Here is a 17,442-nt window from a genome sequence, read left to right as displayed (position 1 = left end):
GTCGCGCGGTGCCACGGCGACTCCCTTGACCATCAGCGGCTCGGTGGAGTCGAGGCCCAGCTTGTGCAGGGTCTTGAGCACGCCGATGAACTCATCGCCCAGGCCGTACTTGAAGGTCACCCTGCGGGCCTTGGTCCAGCGCGGCATGAGGATGACCTCCTCATGTTCAACGTTGACGCACTCCACCTCCCCGATCCCCTCGGGAAACCGGAAGACCTCCGGTTCGCTGAACGGTTCGGTGGTGTACCAGCCGACCCCGCGCTCGAAGATCACCGGCGGGTTCAGGCACTCCTCGATGGTGGTCCAGATGGAGAAGGACGGAGCGAACGCCGGCTCGCCGTCCGCCCCGGCGACGACGAGGTTGGCACCGTCTCGCACCGCCAGCTCGTCGATCTCGTCGAACAGTTCGTCCTCCGCATAGCGTGCGAAGACGTCCGACAGCCCCGGCTCCACCCCCATCCCCACCAGGGCCAACCGGCCGGCGCCCTCCCACTGCTGTGCGAGCGCGAACTGTTCGTCGCCGAGCATCACCCCGGTCTTCGCGTACGGCTCCTCCGGGTGCCGCTCGGACAGGCTCATCGCCATGTCAAGGTAGGTGGCTCCCGCCGCGAAACAGCCGTTGAAAATCGGCATCACGAAGCGGGGGTCCACGGCGTTGAGCACGTGGGTAATGTCATGCTCCCGCACGAGGGCGGCGACCGCCTCCGCCGATGACGCGTCCACCTGCGCGGCCACCAGACGGCTGTCGTCGAGCGAATCCACCAGGGCCTGCGGCCGGGCGGGGTCGTAGTCGGCGACCAACAGGAGGTCGAAGAACGCGCGCCGGACGGCGATCCGCGCCGCGGCGGATCCCACGCCGCCGGCACCGACAATGAGAATGCGCATCAGGCGAGGCCGCCGTCGACCGAGCGCCGGTAGATATCGGGGGAGTCGGGCACCAGGACGGGCGTGTCGGCGTTCAGGCTCTCCCCACGGAAGAACGGCTGCGACCCCTTCCGGGTCCGCCAGGCCAGCATGAACACCAGCCCCAGGGCGAGGGACCCGATGCCGACGACGAAGGTACCGCCGATTCCGAAGAGCACGCTGTACCCGTAGTCGACGTCGGCCATGTCGATCGCCGACCGGATGAACGCAGCGCTCAGCATCAGCGCCCCCAGGAGGGGGAGCAGGAACCGGAAGATGAAGTTATGCCGGGACGTGAGAACATCCCGGCGGAAGTACCAGACGCAGGCGTACCCGGTGATGGCGTAGTAGAAGGCGATGGCCAGGCCAAGGGACAGGATGGAGTCGGCAAGGATGTTCTCGCTGACAAGAGTCATCACCACGTAGAAGGCGATGGCGGCGATCCCCATGACGAGGGTGGAGAAGGAGGGGGTCCGGAAGCGGTCGTGCACCGTGCTGAACCGGCGGGGGAGCGCCTGGTAGACGGCCATTGAGAGGGTGCCGCGCGCGGTCGGGAGGATGGTGGTCTGGGTGGAGGAGACCGCTGAGACGAGCACGGCAACCACCAGCAGCCAGGCGGCCGGGCCCAGCACGGCGTCCTTGAGGGCGAAGAACACATCCTCCGCGTTGACCTCGTTTCCCAGCCCGGTGCCTTCCTCGCCCACCCCGGCGTACATCATCGCCGCCACGGTGACCCCGACGTAGGTGATGAGCAGCAGCACCGTGGTGAGCAGCGCGGCCCGGCCCGGGATGCGGCGGGCATCACGGGTCTCCTCGTTCAGCGCAAGGCAGGTGTCCCAGCCCCAGTAGATGAACAGGGCCAGCAGGATGGCCTCGGTGAACCCTGCGACGCTGTCGAAGGCGAAGGGGTTGAACCAGTCAAGCGACGGCGCCGTAGCATTTTCGGCGGTGCCATTGGCCACCCCGATAAGCGCAAACACCACGAACAGCGCCAGCGCCAGGTACTGGACCGCCAGGAGGACGTTCTGCAGCTTCGCGCCGATCTCGACGCCGCGGTAGCTGACCAGCGTCATCAGCGCGATGAAGAAGACGCCGGTGGCCGTCACCAGGAAGGAATTCTCGGCGAGTGACCCGTCGCCCACGAGCAGCCACAGGTAGAGCCCGGCGATCTGGGCCAGGTTTGCGAGCACAATGATGCCTGCGACCGCCACGCCCCAGCCCGCCATCCAGCCCACCCACGGGCCGAACGCCTTGGTGGCCCACGTGAAGGAGGTGCCGCAGTCAGGGACGTCCCGGTTAAGCTCCCGGTAGGCGAAGGCGATGAACAGCATGGGGATGAACGCCAGGATGAAGGCGATCGGTGCCTGCGCTCCGACCGCAAGGACCACGAAGCCGAGCGACGCCGCCAGCGAGTAGGCCGGTGCGGTGGACGCCAGCCCAATGACCACCGACCCCCACACGCCCAGGGTCCCGGCCGCGAGTCCCTTCCCCTCACCCGACGGTGTGCCTTGGGCATCTTTTCCAGTCGCTGTGGAACTCATCGTGCGCCTCCGCTGTCCGGCCGGCCGGCGTCATTGTCGACCGCAAACGATGTGACGCCCCTCACTATACTGACTAGTCGGTTTCCGCAACGGCCCTTTTTAGACCCCGGGCGTGCGGCAGGGCGCGCAGGAACCTCTGCACGGCAGCCTGCAGCGCCGACGGTTACCGGGAAGGGTTGTGTGTGCGCCTCAGTCCACGAACTCCGACTGGGTCTCGATGAAGTCCCAGTCGCCGGAGGAGAGAGTCGTCCCGCTGAGGTCGGGGCCGCCGACCTCACTCACGGCACGGGCGGCGTCGGGATCGATCTCCGACGCGCCGAGGTTCTCGCGGAACCATTCCTTCGGCATGACGTCCAAGAGGACCCACCACTGTTCAATGCGTAGCTCTGCCATGACTGTGCCCCTGACGACGTGGACTGTCCCTCAACGGTAGGCGCGTTGAATCGGCCCTACAAGGGCATGCGCCGTCCCGCTGCCTACATGACCTGCCGCTGCCGCCGCATGCACACGCGACGCCCAGAAAATGTTCCGCGCTCCGCTCATTCCCGGCCTCCCGGCGCTACACGTATTCAAAACTCCGCTGCTCGAACTGGAATTCGCTGTTCGCAAAATGAACGTCGATCGCGGTGCAGGTCGCGCCGAACGGATCAATGTAGACCTCGGACAGCCGATCGAAATACACGCTGTTCTGGTCGTCCTTCCGGAGCAGGTGATAGTGCGCCGAGCCCGTCGTCGAGTAGGAATAACCCTCGTCGAAGGTCACTGTTGTGTCATAACGGGAATTCCCCGCGCATGACCACGTGGCAGTTGGGAGTATTGACGACAGTGATCGTCGAATGGAGCGTTCCGCACACTTCCACGTGGCCGTAGTCGACGCATTCCGTCAGCTGATAGACGTCGGCGCCCCCTGTGGCTGCGGCCCCCGCCGGTGTGGCACCGGTCAGTGCGATCCCGCCCACAAGTGCACCGACCGAAACTGCAGAGATTCCGTACATTTTCTGCCCCCAATTCTCCGTTGAATCCGACCGGGCTGGAGCCGAGTTTCCTCACCCCGCGGCAGAACGCCAGGAGTTTTGGTACGGGCCCCCAACGCGGCGCGCGCCGGGTGAATTGCGCCGCCCGACAGGAATCGATCCGGGCAATGCCGTTGTCAATGGGCGCAAATGCGGGGGTGCCGCTTTCCGGCTGGTGACTCTACTCGCAACTACTGGGATGCACTCCCAAAAACCAAGTAGTGGCGCGAAGGATTCGAGTAGGGACGACACCGAATTTGAACCGGGCACTGCAAATTACGTGAAGTACCGTCGCCGGAACGGCGCGGTTTAGTGGGGGTTTTCGGAAAAGAAAAAGCGCCGCCACCGCCGGATCAGTCGACCGAAATGGCAGGACGCTATGACAGCAGTTCGACCACTACCTAGACCCACAACCCTTCCCACCCATGCGCCGCGCCGCAACCGCCTGGCCCAGGTCTTCTCCCGCCAGCTCCGGTTCACCAGCCCGCGGGGGCCCGGCTCCGCCAAGAGCGCTTCAGCCCTGCTGCTGGCCACCACCTTCTCACTGGTGGCCATCGGGCTCATCATGGTCCTGTCCGCCTCGTCCTTCGCCCTGGCCGCACAGGGACAGTCGCCCTACGGGACGTTCCTGCGGCAGGGTCTGTGGTGCGCCCTCGGGCTCATCGCCCTCCTGGTCTTCGCACGGATTCCGCTTCGCCTCTACCGCAGGCTTTCCCGGGTTGCGCTGCTGGGCTCCTTCGCCCTGGCGGTGCTCGTCTTCACGCCGCTGGGCGTGGAGGTGAATGGCAACCGGAACTGGATCGCCATCGGGTCGATGACCATCCAGCCCTCGGAGTTCCTCAAGTTCAGCCTGATCCTCTGGGGCGCCGGGGTCCTCACCGACCGGGTGAACCTCCAGCGCAACCCGCGGCACGGAGTGGTGCCGGTCCTCCTGGCGTCCGGAATTGCACTTTGCCTGGTGCTGGCGGGCCGGGACCTTGGAACGGCGCTGATCCTCGCCCCAGTGGTCGGCGGCCTCTTCTTCTTCACCGGCGCCCGGCTCCGCTCCCTGATGCTCGGTGCCGGCGTCGTCCTTTTCGCCGTCCTCATCGCGGTCCTCTCCAGCCCAAACCGCCTGAAGCGGATTCTCGTCTGGCTCGACCCCTCCGGCGCCGGGGCGGCCGAGGGGCTGGGCTACCAGGGGACCCACGCCGTCTACGCGCTCGCCGGCGGCGGGGTTTTCGGGGTGGGCCTCGGGCAGAGCCGCCAGAAGGTCCACTGGATTCCCGAGGCCCACAATGACTTCATCTTCGCCGTGCTCGGGGAGGAACTCGGCCTGGCCGGCGCCGCACTGGTCCTGATCCTGTTCGCCACGCTGGCCGTCGCGATCGTCCGGGTCGCACGCCTTGCGGGCAATCCGTACGCCATCTGCCTCTGCGGCTCGGCGCTGGTCTGGGTGCTGGGCCAGGCGGTGGTGAACATCGCCGTGGTCACGGGCCTGATTCCGGTCGTGGGGATTCCCCTTCCCTTCATCTCCTACGGCGGCTCGTCAATCATCGCCCTGCTGGCCCTGGTGGGCGTCCTGCTATCCTGCCTGCGGACGTCCGGGACCACCCGGGACGCGGTCGGCTCCGGCTGAGCGGCAGGTCCTACAGCTGCCACTCGGGCGGGTCGGCGCCCCATGGCCGTGCCGGAAACGGCCAGTCCTCCGGTCCGTCGTCGAAGGCCACCGCCGGCAGGGCGGTGGTGATGCCGTCGGCGTTCACCGCGACCGTCGGTGGGCCGGCCTCCGCCCGCGGCAGCAGCGGCCGGGTGTCCTGCAGCAGCCGAGCCGCGATCGCGGCCAGGGAGGACTCCAGGAGCCAGGTGCCGCCGTCGTCCTGCTGGCGCCGCAGGGCGGAGAGCACGCCGGCAGCCAGGAGGTAACCGGCTGCGTGGTCAAGCGCCTGCGCGGGCAGGACGCCGGGGCGGACGCCGTCGGGGGACTCGCGCATCGCAATGCCGCTGACCGCCTGCACAATGCTGTCGAAACCGCGCCGCTGCGCCCACGGGCCGGTACCGCCCCAGGCGCTGAGCCGGATCAGAAGGATGCCGGGGCGCCCGGCGGCCAGGGCCCCAGGCTCGAGCCCGAACCGGTCGAGGGCGCCGGGCCGGTAGCCGGTGACGACGACGTGGGCGCCGTCGAGCAGGCGCCGGAAGATGCGTTCATCGGCGGGCAGGGAAAGATCGAGCAGGGCGCTGTGCTTCCCTGCCCCGGTGTCGAGGTGCTGGACGGGCATCTCGGGAAGGGCTGGGCTGTCGATCCGCAGGACGTCGGCCCCCAGCAGGGCCAGGGTCCGGGTGGCGATCGGGCCGGCGATCACCCGGGTGAGGTCAAGGACGCGCAATCCCTTCAGCGGGGCCGCTGCGGTGGCGCCAGGGGAGCCCCGGAAGCGGGCGGGCGCCGTTCCCAGCCGGGTCAGCGCCAGCGGCGGCGCGTCCGCGGCGCCGCCCCAGTCCGCCAGGCCCCGGTCGGCGCGCCGGACGGCGGCGGCGATCCCGCCCGCCGCGTACACCCGGTCCTCGATGTCCCGGGCCGCTGCGGAGCGGATGCGGGCCGCGAGGTCGTCCGGCCCGGCGTCGGATCCCAGCTCCAGTGCGGCGAGGAGGCGGCCGAGGTGGTGCGGGTAATTCGCGTGGGTCCGCACCCACCCGTCGGAGGCCTCCCAGAATCCTGACAGGGGCGCCCAGAGGTCCGGGCTGTCACCCCGGATCCGCAGGTGGCGCTCACTGAGGAATGCCGTGGCGATCCGGGCGGCGTCGAGGTGGACGGCCCGGGGGCGCCCACGGGGGAGCAGGCAGTCGGTCCAGAGCGCGGCGGCGAGGGAGGCGGCGGCGACGGCGTCCCGCGCCAGCCGTGGCACGTTCAGGGCCGAGGCCAGTGCCGGCTCACCGCCGGGCGGCAGACGCTGGAGCGTTGCGGGATCCTCCCCGAGCGCCGACCAGGCGCGGGTCAGCAGGGAGGCGCCCTCCCCGCCGGTGTTCATGCCGGCTGCTCGGCCGCATCGGGGGCCACGAGGCTGCAGCAGGTCTCGGGCGGGCCGTGGAAGGTGCGGCGGTAGGCGGCGGGGCTGACGCCCAGCACCTTGTGGAAGTGCTGGCGCAGCAGCACGGCTTGGCCGAACCCGCTCCTGCGGGCGATGGAGTCGATGCCCAGGTGGGTTTCCTCGAGCAGCAGCTGGGCCCGCTGGACGCGCTGGGCGGTGATCCACGCGGCCGGGGTGGCCCCGGTGACCGCCCGGAACCGCCGTGCGAAGGTCCGCTCCGACATGTGCACCCGCCGCGCCAGAGCCGGCACGGAGAGCTCCTCCTCGAGGTTGGCGCTGAGCCACACCAGGAGCTCCTCGATCGGGTCCCCGCCCGAGGTGGGGATGGGACGCTCGATGTACTGGGCCTGACCGCCGTCCCGGTGCGGGGGCACCACCATGCCGCGGGCGACGGCGGCGGCGGCCCGGGCCCCGAACTCCCGGCGGATCAGGTGGAGGCTCGCATCAATACCGGAGGCGGTGCCGGCACTGGTCAGGATATTGCCGTCCTGGACGTACAGCACGTTCTCGTCAACCGTCACCGCCGGGTACTGCTCCGCGAGCCGCCGGGCATGCGACCAGTGGGTCGTGGCCCGCCTGCCATCGAGCAGCCCCGCCTCGGCAAGCGCGAAGGCCCCGGAGCATACCGAGAATAGGCTCGCGCCGCGGTGGTCGGCGGCCCGGAGGGCGTCGGCGACGGCGTCGGGGAGGGGCTCCCCGGAGTGAGAGGGAATCATGACGACGAGGTCCGCATCCATGGTGGCCGACAGGTCTCGCTCGACGACGATGGAGAAGCCCGTCTCGGTCTCCACGGTTCCCGGGACCGGCGTGCAGATGCGGAAATCGAAGGCCGGGAGGCCCACGTCGAGTTTCGAGCGGTCGACGCCGAAGACCTCGCAGATCACCCCGAACTCGAAGGGTGTGACACCGGGAAGGAGGATCAGGGCCACTGAAGTGAGCATGATCACAGTATGGCAGGAATTCGACGAAAAGTGGCGTTCCTGCCACTATTTTTCGGGGTCGCCGAATCGCAGACTCAAGGCATGGACTTTCTACTCACTTTTCCAGCCATTGCCGCCGCTGTCGTCGGCCTTTCCGGGATCGGCCTGCTGCGGCTGATCCGTTCCGACGGGTTCCATTCGGTTGCTCCGCCTCCCGGCCACGCCGCGTGGCGGGCCGGCGCACTGCCCAGCGCTCCCTATGCCGGTGCCTTCCCCGACGCCGGCGTCTGACCTCATCCGAGAAGTTCAATGTCGAAGGAACTCCGATGCTGAATCAACCCGCCGAATACTTCCTCCACCTCCATGCCGCGGAACAGTCACGGTTCCTCGCCGCGGCCGAACACCGCCGGAACGCGGAACGCAGGAGGGCCGGCACCGCCGACCCGCTGCGCCCGGGCCCGGCGCATTCCTTCCGCCCGCAGGCATGGGGGCCGGACCTTCTCCGGCGCCTGGGGTTCCGCCGGCCACCGGCGCGGGCCGGGAGGAGCAGTGCTGCGCTGTTGACCGGGCCGATGCGGCCGGTGGCCCCCGACTGCTGCCCCTGACGCGAAAGCCGGGCTCCCTGGTCAGGGAGCCCGGCCTCGAGGTGCGGCGCGCTACTTGCGGGTCAGGGTTCCGCAGCCGTGCACGAAGAAGCCTTTGACATCGGCCGGGATGGTCACGATGGTCCTCTGCGGTCCGTAGTAGTTGCTGATCAGCTCATCCAGGTCGTAGCTGAACCCGGACAGGGTCTCCCAGTAGCAGTCATCGCCCGTGCCATAGGCGTAGTACGTGCCCGGGAGAATGTCGATGCCCACCCGGTAGGTGCCGTTGGCGGTGATGCTCGTCGCCCGGGCTCCCGCACTGGTGACAGTGGTCCACTTGCCGCAGCCTTCGGTCCGGAAGCCGACATCGGTTGGGAGGATCTGAACGTAGGTTTTTGCCGGCCCTATGTAATGGGCGTTCATGTTGTTTCCCTCCGGGTCCCAGACGAAGCTGTTGAGGCGCGCCCATTGGCATTCCTCGCCGGTCCCGGTGGCCTTGTAGAGCCCGGGCTTCAGCGTGGTTCCGACCTTGTAGATTCCATCGCCGCCGAGCACCACGACCGGGACTGCGGGAATGGCCACTGCGGCGCTCAGGGTCGAGCGGGTCTCGTAGTAGTTGGCCTTGGCGTAGACCCGGGCGGTGATCTGCTTGCCGCCGTCGGTGGTGGTCAGCTTGTAGGAGCGGTTCGTAGCCCCGGAAATTGCGGTGCCGTTGCGGTACCACTGGAACCCGTAGGCGGCCGGAGCCGGGCTGTAGGTGCCGAGGCTGGTGGTCAGCGTGTAGCCCACCTTCGCGGTTCCGGTGATCCGCGGCGCCGCCGTGACCGCGAAGACGGCCTTCCCGACGGTCTTCCGCACGGTGGTGGTCGAGACGGTGGTGTAGCCCGGCTTGGAAACGGTGACCCGGACGGACACCGTCTGGCCGATGTAGGAGGAGTTGAGCCACAGCGATGATCCAGTGGCGCCGGACACGGCAATACCGGCGCGGTACCACTGATACTTGATGACGGCCGGTGCCGGAGACCAGCCCTGGGAGACCTTCAGCGTCTGGCCGTAGCGGTGGGTGCCGCTGACGGTGACCGGCGTGGTCGCGGTGATGACTCCCGCTGCGATCGTGCGCGCAGCGGAATCCCTGTAGACACTGGTGTAGCCGGTCTTGGTGCCACGGACGCGGACCTTGACTGCCTGCCCGTTGTCGGCCGGCACGGTGGTGTAGGTGCGCCCGACCGCTCCGGTGATGGGGGTGGTGCCCCGGTACCACTGGTAGGACAGGGTGGTGCCGGCCGGCCAGATGCCGGGATTGGCGGTCTGGACCTGGCCCACGCGGGCAGTACCGGTGATGCTCGGCACCGGTGCCGTGAGCGCACCGGGTCCGACGGTTACCTCGACTGAGGATGCGCCAGTCGGCGCATATCCCGGCGCGCTGAGGGTCACTTCCGCCCAGAGCTTTTGTCCGAGGTCGGCAGCGACCGGCGTGTAGGTGCGGAAGACCGCGCCCGGAATCGCGGAGGTGCCGCGGTACCACTGGTAGGTCTCGACGGGCACGACCCCATAGATGTCTGACCACGAGGAGGCATGCAGGCTCAACTCCTGCCCCACAGCCGGTTTGCCGATGATGAGGTTGGTCCACCCCACCCCGTCGATGGTTCCGATTCCCACGTCCAGCGGTTCTGTCGTGACGGGCTCACCGAGCCCAGGCCGCACCGACAGGACCAGGCTCTTTCCTCCGGCGGTTCCAGGGATCCAGAACTGGAAGGTCTTACCGGGCGGCGCAGTGGTCTCGTGGACCACCTCGCCGTCGGCCGTCCACTCCAGCAACAGGGTGCCGAATTCTTCCACGCCCGTCCACTCGCCGGTGAAGACGGTAACCGGCTTGCCTACGACGGCGGGGCCGTCGACCGTGGGAAGCGTGAGGTTCACCGGGCCGTCGGTTTCCTCGACGGGCTCGACGGTTTCGGTTGGAGCCGGTTCGCTGGGCACCGCCGCGGGCGGGGCCTCATCGGCCGGGGGGAGGGGGGTCTCGGCCGACTCCGTGGGAGTGGGCTCCGGTGGCACCGGAGAGGTGCCGTAGGCGGCAGGGCCGGTGATCAGGCCCGCGAGCAGGACCGCTACTCCTGCCAGGGTGGTGCCCCTGAGCATGCGGTTCGACGGTGGCCGTCTTTTGACGTTTTTCTGCAGAGACAAGGACGTCTCCTCCCCCAAGGTAAAAGTGGTCGGCTGATCCGACCGGCATCACTCTAGAGGGAGGCTCCCACGTGGCGGCTGCCGATACCGGCCTCGGGGAAAATCCTGCGTAAATCCTGCGCTTTCGTCGGGCGCCCCGGACTCCGGTGCCTGGTGTCAGCTACTTTGGTCCTGCCTCGTCGAGCATCTCGCACACGTCGCGCACTTGCCTGGTGGTGTTCGTCGTGATCATCACCGAGAGGGGTTCGACGGCTGCCGGGTCCTGGGACAACTGGGCTTCGATGGTCAGCGTTCCGCCCTCGTAGTAGAAAAATTCGGGAAAGCCTGCTGCTGCCAGCGCCTGGGCGTCCCGGTCACCCATCGGGAAAATGATCGAAGCGCCCTTCAGCGAGTCTTCAATGGACAACCCATCGGCGGAAATGCGCTGGGTGCCCGGTCCGGAGATGTCGAGTTCGTCAATGAACGCACCGTCCGAGGCCCGGGTCACATCCACTGTGGCATTTCCGCGGTATTTCACCTTGGTTCTTCCGTCATCCTTCACCCGGGACTTGTACTGGACCTCCCGAATGTCGCCGGAGGTGACCTCGACGTCGGTGCCGCAGGCTTCCACCTTCCAAGGGGCGTAATAGTCCTCGGGAACGGGAAGATATTCACCGCCGGTGTCTGCGGGCGGCCAGGGGGCGGGTTCTTCCTCCTGGGCGCCCGCAGACGCCGATCCGGCGAGGAGGCAGAGCGTGGTGAGAAGCGGAAGGCACACCTTTGTCTGGGTTTTCATTGTCGGGCTCCTGAGCGTTGCAGGAGAGCAGCGAGAGCGCGTCCTGCCTGGATATGCATTGGATGCCGATGCGGCGACAGGTCCGCTGAGGGAAAGGGTGTCCAAGTCCGTCAGTCCGGGCGCACAATGCGGCCAACCTATGCCCGCGAATTTCGCGCTGTCAATGGGAGCTGGGGCCGCACCCCTACCCAATTAAAGGGAGGGTATCCGGCTTTCCGGCCCCGGGAGCCGGGCCCGTCGCCGCTGGCTCAACCGGCCGGTCCCTAACCCGGCCTGCCGTACCCGGACGGGATCCCGCGGGGCGAATGACGTAGGCTGGACTCACCATGGCAGCTACCGATTTTTCCGCAGAGATCCGCGCACTGCGCGCCAAATACACCTCGATCGAACAGGTTTCCGACGTCGAAGGGATCCGCAAGGACATTGCGGAGCTCAGCGAGGAGGCCGGCGCCCCGGACCTGTGGGACGACCCGGCCGCGGCGCAGAAGATCACCTCGAAGCTCTCCCACCGCCAGTCCGCCCTCGAACGCCTCGAAACGCTCCAGACCCGGATCGACGATCTCGAGATCATGGTCGAGCTCGGCCAGGCCGAGGACGACGAGGACACCCTGGCCGAGGCCGAAAAGGAACTCGTGTCGCTCGGAAAGGCCCTGGACCAGCTCGAGATCGTCACGCTGCTCGCCGGCGAGTGGGACGAGCGTGAAGCCGTCGTCACCATCCGCTCCGAGGCCGGGGGAGTGGACGCCGCCGACTTCGCCGAGATGCTGCTGCGCATGTACCTGCGCTGGGCCGAGCGCCACGGCTACCCCACCCAGGTCCTCGACACCTCCTACGCCGAGGAGGCCGGGCTGAAGTCAGCGACCTTTGAGGTGAAGGCCCCCTACGCCTTCGGCACGCTCTCGGTGGAGGCCGGGACTCACCGCCTGGTGCGGATCAGCCCCTTCGACAACCAGGGCCGCCGCCAGACCTCCTTCGCCGCCGTCGAGGTCATCCCGCTCATCGAGCAGACCGACGTCATCGAGGTGCCCGACAACGACATCCGCGTCGACGTCTTCCGCTCCTCCGGGCCCGGCGGCCAGTCCGTCAACACCACCGACTCCGCGGTGCGCCTGACCCACCTTCCCACCGGGCTCGTCGTCTCGATGCAGAACGAGAAGTCCCAGATTCAGAACCGCGCCGCCGCCATGCGCGTGCTTCAGTCGCGCCTCCTCCTGCTCAAGAAGGAGCAGGAGGACGCCGAGAAGAAGGCCTTTGCCGGCGACGTCAAGGCCTCGTGGGGCGACCAGATGCGCTCCTACGTCCTGAACCCGTACCAGATGGTCAAGGACCTGCGGACCGAGCACGAGGTGGGCAACACCTCGGCCGTGTTCGACGGCGAGATCGACGACTTCATCGACGCCGGCATCCGCTGGCGCACGAACAACCGCAACGCCGACGCCCAGTAGGGGCACCGCGTAGGCACCGCGTAAGCACCCCGCAGCCGCACGCCGCAGGCCGGGTCCGCACCGTGCCACCACGCTGCGGGCCGGTTTTCTGCGCCCCTTTCCTGCTTAGGCCGCCATTTTCCTCAACGGGCGGGCAGGCGGTGCCCTATATTAGGCAGCATGAACGCTGCTTCGCGGGCTGCGGCGGTCCCGTTTCGGGTGGTGTTCAAACAACAATTTTCACTTCCGACACACGGTGCGGCTTTCCCGGAAGGCAAACAGGCGTGGCTATAGTCGAGGAGCCGGTCCTTCCTTCCTCCAGCAAATGCCCGTGAACCGGCTGGACACAATGGGCGCAGAGTAGTCATGATCCGATTCGAAAACGTCACCAAGGTGTACGACGCCAAGTCGCGCCCCGCGCTCGATTCGGTCTCCCTCGAGGTGGACCGGTCCGAGTTTGTGTTCCTTGTCGGAGCCTCGGGCTCGGGCAAGTCGACCTTCATCCGCCTCGTACTCAAGGAGGACAGCGCCTCCCGCGGCGCCGTCTACGTCGCCGGCCAGAACGTCGCGAACATCCCGAGCTGGCGCGTGCCCCGGCTCCGGCGCGGCATCGGGGTCGTCTTCCAGGATTTCCGCCTGCTGCCCAATAAGACGGTCTTCGCCAACGTCGCCTTCGCCATGCAGGTCATCGGCAAGAGCCGCGCGGTCATCCGCGAGACCGTCCCCGAGGTGCTCAAGACCGTGGGCCTCGAAGGCAAGAACAACCGCATGCCCCACGAACTCTCCGGCGGTGAGCAGCAGCGCGTGGCGATCGCCCGCGCCATCGTCAACCGCCCGGGCATCCTCCTCGCGGACGAGCCGACCGGAAACCTCGACCCCACCACGTCGATGGGCATCATGAAGGTGCTCGACCGCATCAACTCCAACGGCACCACCGTGGTCATGGCCACCCACGACGACGACATCGTGAACACCATGCGCAAGCGGGTCGTCGAGCTGCGCAACGGTGCGGTGGTGCGCGATGACGCCCAGGGTATCTACATCGGCGAGACGGAGGCGGTGGCCGAATGAGGCTCGCGTTCATCCTTTCCGAAATCGGCTCCGGGCTCCGCCGGAACCTCTCGATGGTCATCTCCGTCATCCTGGTCACCTTCATCTCCCTGACCTTCGTCGGCGCGGCCGGACTCCTGCAGCTGCAGATCAACCAGATGAAGGGCTACTGGTACGACCGCGTGCAGGTGGCCGTGTTCCTGTGCGTCGAAAACTCGACCTCGCCCAGCTGCGCCGCCGGCCCGGTCACCGAGGAGCAGCGGGACACCATCCGCGGCATGCTCGAGTCGGAGACCTTCACCCCCTACGTCGCGTCGGTCGAATACGAATCCCAGGACGAGGCGCTGGGGCACTTTCAGGACCAGTTCGCCAATTCTCCGATCGTCGATTCGGTCACCGCGGATCAGCTCCCCGAGTCCTTCCGGGTGAACCTCGTTGACCCGGAGAAGTACGAGGTCATCAACGAGGCGTTCTCCTCCCTGCCCGGCGTCGACGTCGTCAGCGACCAGCGGGAGCTGCTCGAAAAGGTCTTTTCCGTCATGAACCGCGCCTCACTAGGGGCTTTATTGGTTGCGGGGGTGATGACAGTGTGTGCAATACTCCTCATAGCGACTACCATCCGGCTGTCGGCATTCAGCCGACGGCGGGAAACCGGGATCATGAGGCTGGTCGGAGCCTCGAAGGCAGTGATTCAGCTGCCCTTCATCCTTGAAGGGGTAATCGCCGCTGTTGTCGGAGCTCTCTTGGCCTCCGGTGCGTTGTGGGGAATGTCCCGCTTCGTCATCGGCGGCTGGCTCGCCCGTGAGTATCCGGAGACGGCGTTCATTTCGGATCAGCAGGTTCTCCTGCTGGTTCCGGCGCTCATCCTTCTGGGCGCGCTGCTCGCTGGGGTCTCATCACTCCTGACCCTGCGGCGCTACGTGAAGGTTTAGGGCCGGTTCGGCGGTACTAGGGGACAGGTACAGTTCATGGATTTACGCTCGGTGCATCGGGGCCCGCGGCCCTTTTTCATCCGTACGACGGCGGGGGTCTCGATCGCGCTTGCGGCCTCCCTTGCCCTGGGCTTCGGTACGCCCGTCTTCGCCGACGACCTCGAGGACCGCAAGTCGGCCCTCGAATCGGAAATCAGCGAAGTGCAGCAGTCCATCGAGTACCTCGATGAGGACATCACCGAAACCATCGCACAGCTGAAGGTGTACCAGGGGCAGCTCCCGGCGGCCCAGCAGGCCCTCGCCGATGCGCAGGGACGCGTCGAATCGGCGGCCAACGAGGTCAGCGCGCTGGCCATGCGCGTGCAGCTCGCCGAGGAAACCAGGACGAAGATCGCGGACCAGCTCGCCAAGGACAAGGCTGCCATCGAGGACACCCGCAAGGTGATCGGGCAGATCGCCACCCAGTCCTACAAGAACGGCGGCGTCCCCTCCGACGTCGCCCTCATGCTCGGCGCCGACGGCGCCGAAACGCTCACCGACTCCATGGACATGGTGGACCAGGCGCTGCGCGGACAGAACGCGGCGATGGACCGGCTCTCCCAGCAGAGCGCGACGAACGCCAACAGCCAGGCCCGCCTCACCGCCGTCGAGGCGGAGATCAAGGACCTCAAGTCCAAGGCCGAGGCCGCCCTCCAGGCCGAGCAGTCGGCACGGGACGCCGCCGCCACCGAAAAGGCGAAGGTCGACACGCTCATCGCCGACACCTCCGCCCTCTCGGCGAAGCTCCAGAAGCAGAAGCCCGTCATCGAGGCGCAGCTCGCCAGCGTCGAAGAGGCCCATGAGAAGGTGACCGCCGACATCGCCGAACGCCAGCGCCGCCTCATCGAGGAAGCGCGCAAGGCCGAGGAAGCCCGGCTCAAGGCCGAGGCCGAGGAGCGGGCGCGGGTCGAAACCGAACGCCGTGTCGCGGCCGCCGCCGAGGCCGCCCGCGTTGAGAACGAGCGCCGGGCCGCCGAGCAGCGCGCCGAGGACGAGCGCCGGGCCGCCGAGGCCGCCGCGCAGAACCGTCCGGCCCCCGCCCCAGTGGCACCCGCCCCGCCGGTGGCCCCTGCTCCGGTCGCCCCAGTCGCACCGGTCATCAAGCCGCCGGTCCTGGGGAACCCGTCCGACTTCAAGCTCCTCGCGCCGGTCAACGGCCCGGTCAGCTCGGGCTTCGGTTGGCGCCCCACCCCGATCGGTACGATCGACTTCAACGGCACCGGCGGCTACACCCACACCGGGCTCGACTACGGGGTCGGCTGCGGCACGCCGCTGTACGCCCCGGCGTCGGGTGAGGTCTGGTACGCCGACTCCGATGCGCTGAAGGGCGCCGGAAACCGCATCGTGCTCAACCACGGGGTGCGGGCCGGCAACGCCCTGGCGACCAACTACTACCACCTGGCCAGCTTCAACGTGTATCCGGGACAGCGGGTCAGCGCCGGCCAGCTCATCGGCTACACCGGGACCACGGGCAACTCCACCGGCTGCCACCTTCACTTCGAGACGGTGCTCAACGGCAGCCTCGTGGATCCCTCCGGTCTCCTGTAGCCGTAGAATAGGACCCACTTATTCCACGCGGGCTCCGGCCCGCCCCCGCTGTTGAAGGAGTTTGCCGTGCCCAAGGAAAGTGGCCGGAAGGTAGTGGCCACCAATCGGAAGGCCCGGCACGACTACGAAATCCTCGATACCTACGAGGCCGGCATCGCCCTGATGGGCACCGAGGTGAAATCACTGCGCGCCGGGCGGGCCTCCCTCGTTGACGGTTTCGCGGTGTTCTACAACGACGAGCTGTGGCTCGAGGCGATCCACATCCCCGAGTACACGCAGGGAAGCTGGACCAACCACGCCGCCCGCCGCCGCCGGAAGCTGCTGCTGCACCGCGAGGAACTGACGAAGATCTCCCAGAAGATTCGTGAGTCCGGCTTCACCCTGGTGCCGCTGCAGCTGTACTTCCTCAACGGCCGGGCCAAGGTCGAACTCGCCGTCGCCCGTGGCAAGCGGGACTACGACAAGCGCCAGACACTGCGGGAGAAGCAGGACAACCGTGAGGCGCTGCGCGCAATGCGCGAGAAGAACCTCGGCGCCTGATGAGCGATGTCTTCTGGGAGGCGCAGGAGGAATCCGAGCACCCCGACGAATCGGAGCTGCGCTACAAGCGCCCGTGGTGGGTCACCCTCGGTGCCGTCGTCGACCTGCTCCTCCTGTTCGCCATCGTCCCGGTGGGGATCCTTTCCCTGATCCCCTTCTTCTTCCTGATCTACGTCTACCTGGCGCAGGTGCTGGTGTGGATCTCCCCGGTGCTCCTGCTGCTCAATGCCGCGGTGTTCTGGTGGAGCTTCCGGCGCAAACAGGCAGGCACGACGGCCCTGGCGGCCCTCGGGATCGCCTTCGTCACCGTGTCCTTCGTCGTCGTCGCCCTGTGGCAGGCCCAGGTGGTCATCCTCGGCATCCGCTTCTGACGCCGGTCCCGTCGAGGCCCCCAGGGGGAATCACAGCTGGGAATCACCGCGGCGGCAGATGCGTTACACTGAACGTCTGGACGCGCCTCACGGCGGGTTCCGGACATTGGTAACTCAATACGGGGATGACAGGTTTCGACGATGTTAGTCGCGACAGGGGAAGCGGGCCGAGGATACAGGGTTATCTCGTAAACGCTCCTTGTAAAACAATAAGTGCCGAACAAAAGCGCACTGACTTCGCTCTCGCTGCCTAAGCAGCGTAGCTAGTCCGTCAGACCGGGTGTGCTCTCGCCCCGGATCCTGGCGTCATTTAGAGGGCCACTGCTCCTGGTTTTTGTTGTAGGAACCAGGGGGACTCTTATACAACTGAGCTTGGCAGCCACTTGTTTGCACGATGGCTGGAGCTGAGAAAAACCGACGCAAACTGCGCACGGAGAAGCCCTGACAACACTGCATCGGACGCGGGTTCAATTCCCGCCATCTCCACTTGGGATCCGCCGCCGGCCGGCGGATCAGCACAGCCTCGAATTCCGGGTATCCGGAGTCGGGGCTG

The 17,442-nt window shown here is 67.3% G+C and carries 17 protein-coding genes and 1 other RNA gene; 10 read left to right on the top strand and 8 right to left on the bottom strand.

Annotated elements, in window-relative coordinates; translation table 11 throughout:
* The 4 genes from QZX79_RS02265 to QZX79_RS02250 form a co-directional block, all read right to left on the bottom strand.
* Positions 1-885: saccharopine dehydrogenase family protein (locus QZX79_RS02265; RefSeq protein ID WP_294564066.1), on the bottom strand; the 885-nt coding region annotated here is incomplete at its 3' end.
* On the bottom strand, positions 885-2,444 hold the full coding sequence (locus QZX79_RS02260; protein WP_294564063.1) for an APC family permease: 1,560 nt from the start codon (positions 2,442-2,444) through the stop codon (positions 885-887). The genes QZX79_RS02260 and QZX79_RS02265, both read right to left, overlap by 1 nt.
* Positions 2,445-2,633: 189 nt before the next feature.
* The gene (locus tag QZX79_RS02255; RefSeq protein WP_294564059.1) at positions 2,634-2,837 is read right to left on the bottom strand and encodes a hypothetical protein; all 204 of its coding nucleotides are present in this window, start codon (positions 2,835-2,837) and stop codon (positions 2,634-2,636) included.
* A 166-nt stretch (positions 2,838-3,003) separates the two neighbouring features.
* Positions 3,004-3,207, bottom strand: a complete 204-nt coding sequence (locus QZX79_RS02250; RefSeq protein WP_294564056.1) for a hypothetical protein — start codon at positions 3,205-3,207, stop codon at positions 3,004-3,006.
* Positions 3,208-3,836: 629 nt separating this feature from the next.
* On the opposite strand from QZX79_RS02250, the gene ftsW reads away from it, so the two are divergent.
* Positions 3,837-5,075 carry a putative lipid II flippase FtsW gene (ftsW, locus tag QZX79_RS02245; RefSeq protein WP_294564054.1) on the top strand — a complete coding sequence of 413 codons (1,239 nt, stop codon included), beginning with the start codon at positions 3,837-3,839 and terminating at the stop codon, positions 5,073-5,075.
* A 10-nt stretch (positions 5,076-5,085) separates the two neighbouring features.
* Here ftsW and QZX79_RS02240 read toward each other — a convergent pair whose 3' ends face one another.
* Positions 5,086-6,462 carry a CoA transferase gene (locus tag QZX79_RS02240; RefSeq protein WP_294564051.1) on the bottom strand — a complete coding sequence of 459 codons (1,377 nt, stop codon included), beginning with the start codon at positions 6,460-6,462 and terminating at the stop codon, positions 5,086-5,088.
* A complete protein-coding gene (locus QZX79_RS02235) occupies positions 6,459-7,463 on the bottom strand; it encodes a GlxA family transcriptional regulator (RefSeq protein WP_294564048.1) in 1,005 nt (334 codons plus the stop codon). Before QZX79_RS02235 ends, QZX79_RS02240 begins: the two co-directional genes overlap by 4 nt.
* A gap of 81 nt (positions 7,464-7,544) precedes the next feature.
* On the opposite strand from QZX79_RS02235, the gene QZX79_RS02230 reads away from it, so the two are divergent.
* Together QZX79_RS02230 and QZX79_RS02225 are read left to right on the top strand one after the other, a co-directional pair.
* Complete coding sequence (locus QZX79_RS02230) at positions 7,545-7,733, top strand: hypothetical protein (RefSeq protein ID WP_294564045.1); 189 nt, start codon at positions 7,545-7,547, stop codon at positions 7,731-7,733.
* A gap of 35 nt (positions 7,734-7,768) precedes the next feature.
* Positions 7,769-8,047: a hypothetical protein gene (locus QZX79_RS02225; protein ID WP_294564041.1), complete on the top strand. Its 279-nt coding sequence runs from the start codon at positions 7,769-7,771 to the stop codon at positions 8,045-8,047.
* A 51-nt stretch (positions 8,048-8,098) separates the two neighbouring features.
* Here the strand turns inward: QZX79_RS02225 and QZX79_RS02220 are convergent, their stop codons facing one another.
* The gene (locus QZX79_RS02220; RefSeq protein WP_294564037.1) at positions 8,099-10,210 is read right to left on the bottom strand and encodes a hypothetical protein; all 2,112 of its coding nucleotides are present in this window, start codon (positions 10,208-10,210) and stop codon (positions 8,099-8,101) included.
* A gap of 160 nt (positions 10,211-10,370) precedes the next feature.
* Entirely contained in the window at positions 10,371-10,985 is a 615-nt protein-coding gene (locus QZX79_RS02215; RefSeq protein WP_294564035.1) for a hypothetical protein, read from the bottom strand.
* A gap of 326 nt (positions 10,986-11,311) precedes the next feature.
* On the opposite strand from QZX79_RS02215, the gene prfB reads away from it, so the two are divergent.
* The 7 genes from prfB (at position 11,312) to ssrA (ending at position 17,378) form a co-directional block, all read left to right on the top strand.
* Entirely contained in the window at positions 11,312-12,430 is a 1,119-nt protein-coding gene (gene prfB, locus QZX79_RS02210) for a peptide chain release factor 2 (RefSeq protein ID WP_294564033.1), read from the top strand.
* Between the two features lie 345 nt (positions 12,431-12,775).
* Positions 12,776-13,480, top strand: coding sequence for a cell division ATP-binding protein FtsE (ftsE, locus tag QZX79_RS02205; RefSeq protein ID WP_120165134.1), 705 nt, complete (start codon positions 12,776-12,778; stop codon positions 13,478-13,480).
* On the top strand, positions 13,477-14,391 hold the full coding sequence (gene ftsX / locus QZX79_RS02200) for a permease-like cell division protein FtsX (protein ID WP_294564029.1): 915 nt from the start codon (positions 13,477-13,479) through the stop codon (positions 14,389-14,391). Before ftsE ends, ftsX begins: the two co-directional genes overlap by 4 nt.
* A gap of 36 nt (positions 14,392-14,427) precedes the next feature.
* Positions 14,428-15,978 carry a peptidoglycan DD-metalloendopeptidase family protein gene (locus QZX79_RS02195; protein ID WP_294564027.1) on the top strand — a complete coding sequence of 517 codons (1,551 nt, stop codon included), beginning with the start codon at positions 14,428-14,430 and terminating at the stop codon, positions 15,976-15,978.
* Positions 15,979-16,044: 66 nt separating this feature from the next.
* Entirely contained in the window at positions 16,045-16,518 is a 474-nt protein-coding gene (gene smpB, locus QZX79_RS02190; protein ID WP_120165137.1) for an SsrA-binding protein SmpB, read from the top strand.
* On the top strand, positions 16,518-16,889 hold the full coding sequence (locus tag QZX79_RS02185) for a hypothetical protein (RefSeq protein ID WP_294564020.1): 372 nt from the start codon (positions 16,518-16,520) through the stop codon (positions 16,887-16,889). Before smpB ends, QZX79_RS02185 begins: the two co-directional genes overlap by 1 nt.
* 121 nt (positions 16,890-17,010) lie before the next feature.
* Positions 17,011-17,378, top strand: a transfer-messenger RNA (tmRNA) gene (gene ssrA / locus QZX79_RS02180).
* Positions 17,379-17,442: the final 64 nt, after the last annotated feature.

This window comes from uncultured Arthrobacter sp. (genome assembly GCF_902805515.1).
Classification (GTDB): Bacteria; Actinomycetota; Actinomycetes; order Actinomycetales; family Micrococcaceae; genus Arthrobacter_D.
Note: the sequence above shows the minus strand (reverse complement) of the source record. Positions and strands in the feature narration are given on the sequence as shown.

Coding starts and splice junctions, on each gene's coding strand:
- QZX79_RS02260 (WP_294564063.1), bottom strand. CDS start 2,444: ATGAGTTCCACAGCGACTGGAAAAGATGCCCAAGGCACACCGTCGGGT.
- QZX79_RS02255 (WP_294564059.1), bottom strand. CDS start 2,837: ATGGCAGAGCTACGCATTGAACAGTGGTGGGTCCTCTTGGACGTCATG.
- ftsW (WP_294564054.1), top strand. CDS start 3,837: ATGACAGCAGTTCGACCACTACCTAGACCCACAACCCTTCCCACCCAT.
- QZX79_RS02240 (WP_294564051.1), bottom strand. CDS start 6,462: ATGAACACCGGCGGGGAGGGCGCCTCCCTGCTGACCCGCGCCTGGTCG.
- QZX79_RS02235 (WP_294564048.1), bottom strand. CDS start 7,463: ATGCTCACTTCAGTGGCCCTGATCCTCCTTCCCGGTGTCACACCCTTC.
- QZX79_RS02230 (WP_294564045.1), top strand. CDS start 7,545: ATGGACTTTCTACTCACTTTTCCAGCCATTGCCGCCGCTGTCGTCGGC.
- QZX79_RS02225 (WP_294564041.1), top strand. CDS start 7,769: ATGCTGAATCAACCCGCCGAATACTTCCTCCACCTCCATGCCGCGGAA.
- QZX79_RS02215 (WP_294564035.1), bottom strand. CDS start 10,985: ATGAAAACCCAGACAAAGGTGTGCCTTCCGCTTCTCACCACGCTCTGC.
- prfB (WP_294564033.1), top strand. CDS start 11,312: ATGGCAGCTACCGATTTTTCCGCAGAGATCCGCGCACTGCGCGCCAAA.
- ftsE (WP_120165134.1), top strand. CDS start 12,776: ATGATCCGATTCGAAAACGTCACCAAGGTGTACGACGCCAAGTCGCGC.
- ftsX (WP_294564029.1), top strand. CDS start 13,477: ATGAGGCTCGCGTTCATCCTTTCCGAAATCGGCTCCGGGCTCCGCCGG.
- QZX79_RS02195 (WP_294564027.1), top strand. CDS start 14,428: ATGGATTTACGCTCGGTGCATCGGGGCCCGCGGCCCTTTTTCATCCGT.
- QZX79_RS02185 (WP_294564020.1), top strand. CDS start 16,518: ATGAGCGATGTCTTCTGGGAGGCGCAGGAGGAATCCGAGCACCCCGAC.